Source organism: Gaetbulibacter aquiaggeris, assembly GCF_044003965.1.
Lineage (GTDB): Bacteria > Bacteroidota > Bacteroidia > Flavobacteriales > Flavobacteriaceae > Yeosuana > Yeosuana aquiaggeris.
The window spans coordinates 1,362,556-1,375,658 of the sequence record NZ_JBAWKC010000001.1 but is presented as its reverse complement, the minus strand read 5'-3'; the positions used below and the strand labels follow the sequence as shown (position 1 = coordinate 1,375,658).

Here is a 13,103-nt window from a genome sequence, read left to right as displayed (position 1 = left end):
TTAAATGTTACCTATTAACATTTATAATAAAAAGATAAATGTTTGGAAACTGTATCAAAAAACAAAACCCACCCTTAAAATGAATTAAGGATGGGAAAAAAATTGCTATGAAAAAGAAAATATCACTAAAAAATAGTGATATTCAAATATAAAACTTTTTATTATATAATTACTAAAATAATAGGATAACTTTTGCTTAAACACCCATTTATCAAGCCTAAAATTAAGAAAACATGTCTTTTACTTTCTCAAAAAACGACTTATCAGTACTTTCTGGCTTTGGAGTAAAATGCTCATCTTCACGCATATTTTCAAAAAATTCTCTTTGCTGTTTACTCAATGTTTTTGGAGTCCAAACGTTCACATGAACTAACAAATCACCTCTGCCATAACCATTTATACTTGGAATTCCTTTACCTCGTAATCTCAATATTTTACCAGATTGCACTCCTTGTTCTATTTTTATACGAACTTTACCAGTAACTGTATCAATTTCCTTTGAAGTACCTAAAATAGCATCTGGTAAACTAACATATAAATCATAATGCAAATTATCACCTTCGCGCTGCAAGGTTTCATGAGCTTCTTCTTCTATGGCAACCAGAAGATCTCCTGAAATACCATTGCCAGGAGCTTCATTTCCTTTTCCCGCCACCTTTAATTGCATGCCATCAACTACACCAGCCGGAATTTTTATTGATACTGTTTCCTCTGCAATTTTCAAACCTTGTTCATCGGCGTCAGAAGGTTTTTTATCAATAATTTGACCAGCTCCATGACATGTATTACAGGTAGTCGCTGTTTGCATTCTACCCAAAATAGTATTGGTTATTCTGGTTATTTGACCACTTCCATGACAGGTTGTACACGTCTTATAAGTTGTTCCTTTAGCCTGAACTTTTCGTCTTACTTTAATTTTCTTTTCAACCCCATTTGCAATTTCTTCAAGAGTCAATTTTACTCTTATCCGTAAATTACTTCCTTTTACTCTGCGTTGACCACCACCACTAAATCCTGAAAATCCGCCACCGCCAAAGGCACCACCAAAAATATCACCAAACTGACTGAATATGTCATCCATATTCATACTGCCACCATTAAATCCACCACCACCTTCAAAAGCTTGATGACCAAATTGGTCATAGCGAGCCTTTTTATCTGAATTGCTTAAAACTTCATATGCTTCTGCCGCTTCCTTAAATTTAGCTTCAGCCTCTTTATTATCAGGGTTTTTATCAGGATGGTATTTTATTGCCATCTTTCTATAAGCCTTTTTTATCTCGTCAGCACCAGCTCCTTTGCTTATACCTAAAATTTCGTAATAGTCTCTTTTTGCCATGTAAATATCTTATTGTCCAATAATCACTTTAGGAAAACGAATTACTTTATCACCTAAAGCATATCCTTTTTCAATTACATCAATTATTTTTCCTTTTAAATCTTCTGAAGGAGCAGGTATTTGCGTAATAGCTTCATGATTATCGGCATTAAAGACATCCCCATTAGCTACTTTAATAGGAGCCAATCCTTTTTGTTCTAAAGTCGATTTTAGTTTATTATTTATTAATTCAACCCCCTTTAAAAGATCCTTTTCTTCTGTTTTTGATATTTCAATATATGCCCTATCAAAATCATCTAAAACAGGCAATAATGCCTTCATGACATCTTCATTAGCCGTCTTAAAAAGTTCTACACGTTCTTTTGAAGTTCGTCTTTTATAATTTTCAAATTCGGCAAATAATCTAAGAAACTTATCCTTTTCTTGTTTTATTTCTGCTTGCAATTTTTCTTCTATTGATTGTTCTTCTTTAACCTGTTGCTCCATTTCAGCAGTTTCAGTATTATTTTGAACATCATGAAGTTGCTCCTTTTCTATATCTTTCTGTTTATCCTTTTTACTCATTGTCGCATTTTATTTAACAAATACACAAACTAGTTGGCAAAAGTACTGCCATTATTATAAAAATGTCAAAATGTCATTAATTTTTTTTTATAAAAAAAATTAACTCATGATATATTTAAAGAATCAAATAAAAAATAAAAACAATTAGAATAAAATTTATTCTTGGATTGAATAATTGGAATAATTAATAGAAAGTGAAGAAGGCAGGCATTAGATTCATTGGGATACTCATTATTGTTGCATGGTAATATTGCTATATTTTGCATTAATAACAATATTTTTAGGACTATTCAAATTTCCTGTTGAAAAACTTAAAACAGGGTCCTTACTAGTGCTTTTAGGATGCGTAAAACGGGATTTACTTCCTTTGTACTGCAAATTATAGTCTACACTAGGAAGCATTATAACCGCATTACTGTTATCAAGTGTTACATTCAAATTATTAAAGTCATTATCAATTTTTAAAATTTTTAGATCTCCGATACTACCATTTATAATCGCATTATTAATTAAATTTTTAATAGTTATGTTTGAAGAATTAGAAGTGATTATTACACTTTTAACATGATCTATTTCAGCATTTTTAACATAATTCAAATTGAGGGCTCCTAGATTCCAATAAGTCACATAAATAGGGGAGTAAGAAGCATTAATGGAAGTTTTGCTTCCATTAATGCTATTTGCTATAAGTTTTGAATGTGACAAATCGGCTTTTAAATTATCAACATTTGCCGCAAATTTAAGTTCCCCATACTTTACATTAACCTTTAATTTAGCGTCTTTTGGCATTTTAATTTTAATAGTTCTTTTAACTTTAGAACTATTATTATTCATCATTTTATCAATCTTTGCTCGCCTTTCCTCAGCTAACTTAGAACGCTCTGCGGTTTGTTTCTCTCTTTCAGCAATCATTTTTTCTCTTTCTGCAACCCGCTCTTCTACTCTAGCACCTTGCTCTTCAATTCGGATGGCTCTTTCTTCCATTTGTTTAGCAAAACGTTCTCCCCATTCTTCCATTTGTTTTCCATATTTAGCTTCCCATTCCTTACCGAATTTTTCACCCCATTTCTCCATTTCCTTGCCGTATTTTTCTTCCCATTCTTTACCAAATTCTTCACCCCATGCTTCCATTTTCTTTGCATAGTCTTTGCCAAATTTAGATTCGAAATTTTTAGACCATTGTTCCATATATGCATCTCCATTCTTTTTATATGCATCATAATCAAAGTCTATTTTACTAATGCCTTCTGGTAACTCAGGTAATTCCGGCATCTTTGGCATCTCTGGAATTTGAGGCATTTTTGGCATTTCAAAATTAAAATCAAAATTCATTTCGGGCAAATCCGCTAATTCAAATTTTAATTCCTGTAAAACGGCGTTCACTGCATCTTCTTCTCCCCCTTCATATTTATGGGCCCATGCATATGCAGCACCACCTCTAGCGGAAATAGTCACTAAATTGTCAGTAGCATCTATATCTACTTTCCAGTCTTTTAAAGCTTCTTGTAGCTCTTCTTTTGAAAGTTTCTCTCCTTCAATATAAGCTTCAATTTCTACAACATTCTTATTCCAAGTATCAAAAACAATATTACAATAGCTAGTATTCAAGTCAATTGTGACCTCTTTATTGACTTTTATTGTTTGAGACACTTTTGTTAATTTTTGTTGTGCTGACATACTTCCGGTAATACAGATTACCAGTATAAATAAATTTAATATTAATGACTGTTTCATTTTTTGATTTTTTAGATTGATTGTGAAGCTTCTTTATCCTTAGCATCCGAAGCATTTAATTCGTTTAATTGTTCTCTCAATCGATACAAAAGATTTAATCGATATTTTAAATTGTCAATTAATGCATTCACTGTTAACTCACTTGGACCATTTTCGGTTAATTCAACAGACAAGTTTTTATACTCTTTATTAAGAATGTTTAACTGCTCAATATAGCCGTCAAAAACATCTTTATTTTCATCTGTATATTTAACCTTAGATAACTCTAAATTAATACTTGCCAAATAATAGTCTTCAACTTTTTTAAGTCCAGGAGACACATCTCCTAAAGTTTTTGTTTCCATGACTTTATTTGCAATCACATTGTTTATAGGTTGCTCTGGCTGAAAATAATTAAAGGTTCCAAAACTTAATCCAATTAATACAACTACACTAGCAGCCATTTGAAACCAAAAAAACTTTGTCTTCTTTTTAACTGGCAATGTTTCTTCTAATTTTGAAAGAAACCTTTCTTGATGATTTTCAGGCATCCTTTCTTGAGTTTTGTCCTCCTTAAATAACTCTCTAATATCTTGTGCCATCTTTTGTAAGTGTTAACAGTTCCTGCAATTTTATTTTTCCTCTTGATAATTGAGTGCGTGATGCTATTTCAGAGATGTTTAATATTTCTGATATTTCCTGATGATCATAGCCTTCAATTAAATATAACATTAAGACATATTGATATTTATCAGGCAAACTCTCTATCGCATTTTTTACATCCTCTAGTGTAATAGTATCGTCTACTAACCATTTGTCATCATTTGAAGTATCAATAACTTTTAGGTGCACCTCTTCTAAATCTACTAAACGCTGTTTCTTAGATTTTAAAAAATCAATACTTTTATTGACAACAATACGTTTTAACCAAGCCCCAAAAGTAACCTCAGCTTTATACTGATGTAGTTTAGTAAAAGCCTTAAGAAAAGCTTCTTGAACAACATCTTCAGCATCATTAGTATCTTTCAAGAACCTTTTAGCCACAATATACATACCATCGCAGTACTGGTTGTATAACTGCAATTGTGCCTTTCGGTTGTTTTGTTTACATTGTTCAATAATGTCAACTTTAAACATACTACTTGTACTTTTGGTTTAAGTTAGTTCATTTTTAAAGACGACAGAAAAAATGGAGTGTTGCAAAATTTAATTTATTTTTTAAAATAAAACAAAATTTAATAATTATACGTTAAGTGTTTTCCATATATATCATTTTAATTTACCTTTATATCCATAAATATTTGATTGCTTATGAATAAATTTTTGAAACGATTGCTTATTGTTTTATCAATAATTGCCTTAGGACTTTTTTTATATTCTCATTTTGTTGAGAATATATTTCAATCAAGGCTAAGTCCAAAAGATACGGTTGAGTTTAAGTTAAATGATTTGAAATTAAAAGTAACCTACAACAGACCATCTAAAAAAGGGCGTGAAATTTTTGGTGCTTTGGTTCCATATAATAAAGTATGGCGGACAGGGGCGAATGAAGCAACCACGTTTACAACCAATAAACCACTGTACATTAAAGGATTTAAAATACCAGAAGGAGAATATACCATTTGGTCCGTGCCCAGAGATAGCGTTTGGCAGGTAATGTTTAATACTAAAAAATACCCTTGGGGCGTTGATGCGGAAATGAAGCCTATGTGGGATCCAAATTATGATTTGCTAGAAATTGATGTTCCAGTTGAAAAATTAAATTCAGTGGTAGAACAGTTTACCATTGCTTTTGATAATTCTACAGATAATTTAAAACTTACCATGGCTTGGGATCAAACTAAAATTTCTGTTCCATTAGATATCAGTAAAAATCCTGAATAAGTGTAGTAATAGTGGTATAAATTGACTAAAAAAACAAACAAAACTTCGGCATTAAAAGAAAAAAAAGGTGTTTCAAAATCTGAAATCACTAGTCAGGATTCTATTGATAGAATTAAAAAAAAACGTCATAATCGAATTTCTGCAGAGGCCTTAGCTCTAGATATTTTAAAAGGTAATATTACGGCACTAAGCCGAGGTATCACCTTAGTTGAAAGCAAAAATAAAGATCATTTAAATGAGGCGAACAACTTAATTATGAAATGTTTGCCTTATGCTAACAAATCCATTCGTATTGGCATTACTGGGGTACCAGGGGTCGGAAAAAGCACTTTCATTGAAACCTTTGGCAATTTATTAATTTCATTAGGTAAAAAAGTGGCCGTTTTAGCGATTGATCCCAGTAGCTCTCTTTCAAAAGGTAGTATCCTTGGTGATAAAACACGAATGGAGGATTTAGTGAAACAACCAAATGCTTTTATTCGTCCTTCGGCCTCTGGAGAAACCCTTGGAGGCGTTGCACGTAAAACCAGAGAGAGCATTATTTTATGCGAAGCAGCTGGCTTTGATATCATCATAATTGAAACTGTTGGGGTAGGACAAAGTGAAACCGCCGTACATAGTATGGTAGATTTCTTTTTATTATTGCAGTTAACAGGTGCTGGCGATGAATTACAAGGCATTAAGCGTGGCATCATAGAAATGGCTGACACAATTGCTATTAATAAAGCAGATGGAGATAACTTAAAAAATGCTAAAATAGCTAAGATTGAATATGACAGAACACTTCACTTTTATCCTAAAAAAGCCTCTAATTGGCAACCCAAAACAGTTATATGTAGTGCCTTGAACAATGAAGGCATTGATGCTATATGGCAAATTATTCAGGAATATATACAAGTGACCAAGGAAAATGGCTTTTTTAATAAAAAAAGACAAGAACAAAATAAATTCTGGCTTATACAAACGATAGAAAACCAATTAAAAACGGATTTTTTTAATCACCCAAAAATTAATAAAGAACTTCAAAAACAGCTAGAATTAATTGAGTTAAACAAAACAACTCCCTTTGCTGCTGCAGAATTGCTTTTAAAATTATAAGTATAATTTATACATTAAATTGACTTAATTAAAGTTTAGTAATCCGGACATCACCTCAGAATCACCTTTACATCTTACATAACCAACAAAATGTTGTAACTTAATATATAAAGAAAGCAAATACTATGTTAAAATTAAGAAACTACCTTATTTTAATTTAAGTTTTCAAACTACATTTACACAAAATAAAAGTAAATAAAAAACGACCGTAACCCATGTGGAACAAATTATTTCCAAACAGATTTTCATTACTCAAATCCTTTATTTTAATCTTTATTTTACTTTCATTTATTATAAGATTTGTTTTTTTGTATAAAAGTATATATGAAACCGACAACTCCTTTTTTACCTTAATAAATACGTTTTTAATTGGTCTTTTTTTCGATATTGGCACTATATCTTTTTTTTCAATACCCTATGTTTTTTATTTACTAATAGTGCCTAAAAATCTTTATGGAATTGTTTTTGATCGTATTGTTACACATTTCGCATTCGCGCTTGGACTCCTTATATTTTTATTTTCATTTTTTGCAGAGATCACATTTTGGTTAGAATTTAACAGGCGTTTTAATTTTATAGCGGTCGATTATTTAATCTATACTTATGAAGTAGTTAAAAATATTGATGAATCTTATCCAATACCATTATTGTTAGGTGCTATTTTAATTGTTCTTTTTGCTTTGATTTTTATTACAGATAAAACAAAGGCATTTAGACACACATTTAAAAATGAAACAACTTTTAAACAAAAACTAGTGCCTTCCGCTTTAATAATAGTAATAGCTTTAACATTTACGCTATTTGTTAATAATGAAAAAGCTGAACAATTTGAAAACAGATATAATAATGAAATAGCTAAAGCCGGAATTTATTCTTTTTTTGCTGCATTTCGAAACAATGAACTTTCGTATAAGGAATTTTATAACACATTAAGTGAAGAACAGGTCTTTAAGACAGTAAAAAAGGATTATATCTCTCCTAAGGTGACTTTTGTGAATCCAGAAGAACCTCAAATTTTGCGAAAAATATCAAATTCCGATAGCCTTAAAGTGCCTCAATGCCCCAATGTAATTCTTATATGTATTGAAAGTTTAAGCAGTAGGTTTTTAAATTCTTTTGGTAGTGACTTAAACATCACTCCTACTCTTGATTCACTGGCGAATAAGAGTTTGTTTTTTACCAATATTTTTGCAACTGGCACCCGAACAGTTAGAGGCATGGAGGCCATAACCTTGTCCATCCCCCCAACCCCTGGACGTAGCATAGTTAAACGCGAAAACAATGGTGGTTTATTTACCATAGGCGAAATTTTTAAAGAGCAAGGTTACGAAAGAAACTTTTTTTATGGTGGAGATGGCTATTTTGATAACATGAACACATATTTTGGTGGTAATGGTTTTAATATAGTTGATAGAGGAAGGGGCTTTTTATTGGATACCAACATAAAAACAAAACGCACAAATATTGATGATGATGAGGTTACTTTTGAGAATGCATGGGGTGTATGTGATGAAGATATTTATAATAAAGTCCTTAAAGAAGCCGACAAAACTTTTAATGAAGGAACGCCCTTTTTTAATTTTGTGATGACTACTTCAAACCATCGGCCATTTACATATCCTGAAGGAAAAATTGATATCCCATCGGGTACAGGAAGAGAAGGTGGGATTAAATATACCGATTATGCGATATCAAACTTTCTGAAACAGGCAAAAACAAAGCCATGGTACAACAATACCTTGTTTGTAATTATGGCAGACCATTGTGCAAGTAGTGCCGGCAGATGGGCCTTGGATGTCGAAAATTACCATATTCCTGCATTAATTTTTAATGCAGGAATTAAGCCGGAAAAGGTTCATAAATTTTGTTCCCAAATTGATGTGTTTCCAACTGTTTTTGATTTATTGAACTGGGATTATACAACCAATTTGTTTGGACAAAGCATTTTGGAAATGAAACCTGAAGATGAACGCGCTTTTATTGGAAATTACAGAAAACTAGGCTTACTAAAATCCGATACTTTGATGGTTCTAAGTGACCAGCATAAATCGGATATTTATAAATGGAACAGAAAAGATAATAGTTTAAAGGTAATAGCGGAAAGACCTTCTTTTCTATACAAAACCATTTCATACTATCAAGCAGCCGATTATTTATATAGAAATAATGGCCTTAAACTAGAATAAAACTATTGATACAGATACATTTCATAATAAATCCAATTGCTGGATCTGGCAATCATAACATTAGCAAAAAAATGCTTCAAGCTTTTTTCGACCATAATGAATATGAAATAACTGTTAAGTTTTCGGTCTATAAAAATCATACTACTAAATTAACCCTAGAATCTATTGAACAAAAGGCCCAGATTATTGTGGCTTGTGGTGGTGACGGAACCATTAATGAAGTGGCTTCATGCATTCTTGGATCTCCCATTATCTTAGGAATTATTCCATTAGGTTCTGGAAATGGATTAGCCTCTAACCTTAAAATACCTAAAAAAATTCATAAAGCTATTGCTATTATAAAAAGGCAAGACGTTAAAAAAATTGATGCAGGTTCATTAAATGATAGATTCTTCTTTAGCAATACCGGTGTTGGCTTTGATGCCCATGTCATAAAACACTATGAAGAATCTAATAACAGAAAACTATTCAGTTATGTAACTGCTGTATTTAAATCTTTAAAAAACATTAATGACACGCGCGAGCTTGAAGTCAATATTAATGATCAAACATTTAAAGTAAAACCATTTATGGTTTTTATTTCAAATTCTAATGAGTTAGGGTATAAAATAAGTTTAACTCCAAAAGCCTCTTTGGAGGATGGATTATTAGATATTATTATAGTATCGAAACTAAACCCTTTTAAAATTATATTATTTAGTTTTTTAATGCTTTTTAAAAGGCATCATCTTATTCAAGAAGTTAAAAGTTTTCAAACTAAAAACATGACCCTTTCTCGTAAAGATTTCAATCATTTTAAAATGCAGATTGATGGTGAATACCGTTTAATTGAATCCAACACTATCAATATATCCATCTCAGAAAAGGCGATTAATGTATTTGCATAATACTCTTAAATCCAAAGAGTAGCACAATTATAATTAAACCAGTATTCAATAAATTTGCTGTAATTTTAAAAAAATAATTTTTGATTCTATTTATGAACTAATCGATTTAAAAGTATCTGTCCTAATTTATAAAATGCCCATCCGGAAATAGCTCCAAAAGTTAATCCACTAACAATATCCAAAGGATAGTGAACTCCCACGTATATTCTGCTATAAGCAACTACAGCACTCCAGAATAATAAAATAAAAATTAAATTTTTGTAATACGTTCTTAAAAATAAACCTGCAAAAACAGCGGCAGCCATTGAATTTGAAGAATGCCCCGAGAAAAACCCATATTTACCGCAATGATTAGCTATAAAACGCATTTGAAAAATTAATGATTCTTCACCACAAGGCCTTGGTCTTTCAAACCCTCGTTTAAAGATATTAGTAACCTGATCTGTAAAAGTTATCATTAATGCAATGACAACTACCAAAATCAAAAGGGATTTTAACCCTAATTTTTTATAAAGCAGAAATAACAATAAAGCATAAAGAGGAATAAAAGTGAACCGGTAAGTTATAACGAGCCAAAAATTATCCCAAGCCGGTGTACCTAAATTATTTAGAAATAAAAAAAGAGATTTATCGTATTCTAAAAGTTGTTCAATCATTACTCTTCGTACAAAGAAATTTCTCTATCGTAAAATTCAGTGGCTAATTTTATCATATTTTCAGTCTCAGCAGTTAGCTCCTTTTCATCTTCATCATCAAAATCTTCAAACCATTCCAGATCATCATCTTCAAGGTTAATAATAAATCTTGGAAATTCAGTATGAATCACATAAATGGCATTAGGATAATCTGAGTTATCACCGAGTATAAATTTAGGAAGTGGCATTTTGTTGCTTATTATTATTAGTTAGACAAAATTAACTTTTTGGTTAGATAATTGAATCGAATATACAATAAAATTGCAGCCGTTGTGAGTCCGCCAAGTAATCCTAACCAAATACCAAAGCTCCCATAAGCATCCTCTTCACCCAAAAACCAGCTTATGGGAAAACCAATAATCCAATAGGAGAAAAATGTAATAATTGTTGGTATTTTTACATCTTGCAGACCACGTAAGGCTCCTAATACAATGACTTGTATGCTATCACTTATTTGAAAAATGGCAGCCACTATGAGAAGTTTAGAAGCGATTTCAATGACTTCAGTATTATCCACCAAATTTTTAGTATCATCAAAATCAACATATATTTTTGGTAAGAAATTATTGAAAGTGAAAAATAAAACAGCAAATCCTACAGCTAATATAATTCCAAATAAGAATATTGAATAAGCTATGCGCCTTAACTCAAAATAATTCTGTAAACCTTTTTGATTACCAACACGTATCATAGCGGCAACACTCAATCCCATGGCTACCATAAAAGTCATTGAAGATAAGTTTAAGGCAATTTGATTGGCGGCCTGAGGGTTTTTACCAAGTGTACCACTTAACCAGATTGCTGCAGTAAAAATAGCAACCTCAAAAAACATCTGCATGGCACTCGGCGCTCCCAGATTGATTATTTTTTTTAACATTAAATTCTCTAAAACGAAGAATTTTATGTTAGTGACATAAGCCTTTGATCTTTCCTTTCCTTTAAGTAAATACCATATATGCCAAACCATAATAAATCTGGAGGCTAAAGTCCCATAGGCCGCACCAACTATACCTAGTTCAGGAAAACCAAATTTTCCAAATATCAAGATATAATTCAATATGACATTGGCGATATTTCCTAAAAGCGTCGCATACATGGGGTATTTAGTCATAGACAAACCATCACTAAATTGCTTAAATCCTTGAAAAACAATTAATGGAATTAAAGAAAATGCCACAAAATCTAAATAAGGTATTGCCAACTTCACTACCTCAGCAGGTTGTTTCATTAAGTACATCAATGGCTTGGCAAAAAATACCATTAAAAATAATGAAACCCCCAAAACAGTGCATAAAAACAATCCATGCTTAAAGGCCGATTTACCTTTTTCAAAATTTTCTTCGGCATCCGCTTCTGCAGTTAAAGGTGTTATAGCAGTAGAAAAGCCAATACCTAATGACATAGCAATAAACATAAAACTATTACCTAAAGAAACGGCTGCCAACTCTGCAGTTCCTAATTGGCCAACCATAATATTGTCAACAAAACTTACAAAAGAATGCCCCAACATCCCCAGCATTACCGGAGCTGCTAATTGCCAATTATATCTAAACTCTTTAGTGTAATTTTTAAAATGCATTTGGCAAAAGTAATCTTTAGACTCAGCTTTTACCAATTTTAAAATACGGAATTGACAAATAATTAAAAGTTAAGAGGTGTTTGTCCAAAAATAAGTGTCACTTACTACGATTTAAGTTATTGGTTTTCTTCTAGGGCAATAAAAAAGATAATTTTTATAAAATATGTAGAAGTTCTGTATCTTTTATTTTAAAGAGATTAAAAATAATTACTGGTTTATAAGTTAATGATCTCTTCCTTTGCTAATATAAACTCATCCATGATATCCTCCACTATTTGGGCTACAGGTTTTATATCGTTAATCAATCCTGCTATTTGACCAATTTCTAATTCGCCCTCCACTAAATCACCTTCAAACATGCCTTTTTTAGCACGTGCTCTGCCCAATAATTGTTGTAATTGATCAACACTTGGTGCGGTTTTATATAAGTCTTGAACATCATTATAAAACTTATTTTTTATCAAGCGCACCGGCGCTAATTCTTTTAAAGTTAATTGGGTGTCTCCTTCTTTTGAATCGACCACTAATTTCTTAAATGCTTGATGCGCGGATGATTCTTCACTGGCTACAAAACGACTTCCTATTTGAACAGCATCAGCTCCTAAAACCAAGGCCGCCAACATCCCTCTGCCAGTTGCAATGCCACCAGCAGCAATTAAGGGAATATGAATTTGTTCTTTGACCATAGGAATTAAGGTGAAAGTAGTTGTTTCATCTCTACCATTATGTCCGCCCGCCTCAAATCCTTCAGCCACTATAGCATCCACACCAGCTTCCTGCGCTTTTAATGCGAACTTAACGCTACTTACTACATGCACTACAGTAATACCTCTTTCTTTTAACCAAGTAGTCCATGTTTTTGGGTTTCCTGCAGAAGTAAACACTATTTTAACCTTTTCTTCAACAATAATATCCATGATTTCCTGGATATTAGGATATAACATGGGAACATTGACGCCAAAGGGATGGCTAGTAGCCTTTTTACATTTCTGAATATGTTCGCGCAATACTTCTGGATACATGGATCCTGCTCCTATTAAACCTAAAATCCCTGCATTACTCGCCGCCAATGCCAATTTCCAACCACTATTCCAAACCATACCAGCCTGTATCATAGGATATTTTATTTTGAATAATTCTGTAACTCTATTAGGCATG

Annotated in this window: 13 protein-coding genes; 4 read left to right on the top strand and 9 right to left on the bottom strand. The window is 31.9% G+C overall.

Translation table 11 applies throughout. The annotated features are described in order from the left end of the window. Window positions 1–223: 223 nt before the first annotated feature. From dnaJ to V8G56_RS05925, 5 genes are all read right to left on the bottom strand, one after another. The gene (dnaJ, locus tag V8G56_RS05945; RefSeq protein WP_395437502.1) at window positions 224–1,339 is read right to left on the bottom strand and encodes a molecular chaperone DnaJ; all 1,116 of its coding nucleotides are present in this window, start codon (window positions 1,337–1,339) and stop codon (window positions 224–226) included. A 9-nt stretch (window positions 1,340–1,348) separates the two neighbouring features. Continuing rightward, on the bottom strand, window positions 1,349–1,903 hold the full coding sequence (locus V8G56_RS05940; protein ID WP_395437501.1) for a nucleotide exchange factor GrpE: 555 nt from the start codon (window positions 1,901–1,903) through the stop codon (window positions 1,349–1,351). 231 nt (window positions 1,904–2,134) lie between these two features. After that, entirely contained in the window at window positions 2,135–3,637 is a 1,503-nt protein-coding gene (locus V8G56_RS05935; protein ID WP_395437500.1) for a hypothetical protein, read from the bottom strand. Window positions 3,638–3,648: 11 nt separating this feature from the next. Continuing rightward, window positions 3,649–4,218, bottom strand: a complete 570-nt coding sequence (locus V8G56_RS05930) for a hypothetical protein (RefSeq protein ID WP_395437499.1) — start codon at window positions 4,216–4,218, stop codon at window positions 3,649–3,651. Further along, entirely contained in the window at window positions 4,202–4,753 is a 552-nt protein-coding gene (locus tag V8G56_RS05925; RefSeq protein WP_395437498.1) for an RNA polymerase sigma factor, read from the bottom strand. The genes V8G56_RS05930 and V8G56_RS05925 overlap by 17 nt, the downstream gene beginning before the upstream one ends. 174 nt (window positions 4,754–4,927) lie before the next feature. Between V8G56_RS05925 and V8G56_RS05920 the strand changes: the two genes are divergently transcribed. The 4 genes from V8G56_RS05920 to V8G56_RS05905 all read left to right on the top strand — a co-directional run bounded on the left by V8G56_RS05920 (window position 4,928) and on the right by V8G56_RS05905 (window position 9,671). Next, window positions 4,928–5,500: a DUF2911 domain-containing protein gene (locus V8G56_RS05920; protein WP_331633673.1), complete on the top strand. Its 573-nt coding sequence runs from the start codon at window positions 4,928–4,930 to the stop codon at window positions 5,498–5,500. 21 nt (window positions 5,501–5,521) lie between these two features. Beyond that, window positions 5,522–6,598: a methylmalonyl Co-A mutase-associated GTPase MeaB gene (meaB, locus tag V8G56_RS05915; RefSeq protein WP_395437497.1), complete on the top strand. Its 1,077-nt coding sequence runs from the start codon at window positions 5,522–5,524 to the stop codon at window positions 6,596–6,598. Window positions 6,599–7,035: 437 nt separating this feature from the next. After that, window positions 7,036–8,784, top strand: a complete 1,749-nt coding sequence (locus V8G56_RS05910; protein ID WP_395437496.1) for an LTA synthase family protein — start codon at window positions 7,036–7,038, stop codon at window positions 8,782–8,784. A 5-nt stretch (window positions 8,785–8,789) separates the two neighbouring features. Then, a complete protein-coding gene (locus V8G56_RS05905) occupies window positions 8,790–9,671 on the top strand; it encodes a diacylglycerol/lipid kinase family protein (protein WP_395437495.1) in 882 nt (293 codons plus the stop codon). Window positions 9,672–9,757: 86 nt separating this feature from the next. On the opposite strand, the gene V8G56_RS05900 is transcribed toward V8G56_RS05905, so the two are convergent. The 4 genes from V8G56_RS05900 to V8G56_RS05885 form a co-directional block, all read right to left on the bottom strand. Further along, window positions 9,758–10,327, bottom strand: a complete 570-nt coding sequence (locus V8G56_RS05900) for a phosphatase PAP2 family protein (protein ID WP_395437494.1) — start codon at window positions 10,325–10,327, stop codon at window positions 9,758–9,760. Next, window positions 10,327–10,554: a hypothetical protein gene (locus V8G56_RS05895; RefSeq protein WP_331633667.1), complete on the bottom strand. Its 228-nt coding sequence runs from the start codon at window positions 10,552–10,554 to the stop codon at window positions 10,327–10,329. The genes V8G56_RS05900 and V8G56_RS05895 overlap by 1 nt, the downstream gene beginning before the upstream one ends. A gap of 17 nt (window positions 10,555–10,571) precedes the next feature. After that, window positions 10,572–11,945: an MATE family efflux transporter gene (locus tag V8G56_RS05890; RefSeq protein WP_395437493.1), complete on the bottom strand. Its 1,374-nt coding sequence runs from the start codon at window positions 11,943–11,945 to the stop codon at window positions 10,572–10,574. Window positions 11,946–12,160: 215 nt separating this feature from the next. Next, window positions 12,161–13,102: an NAD(P)H-dependent flavin oxidoreductase gene (locus V8G56_RS05885; protein WP_395437492.1), complete on the bottom strand. Its 942-nt coding sequence runs from the start codon at window positions 13,100–13,102 to the stop codon at window positions 12,161–12,163. Between the last annotated feature and the right edge of the window lies 1 nt (window position 13,103).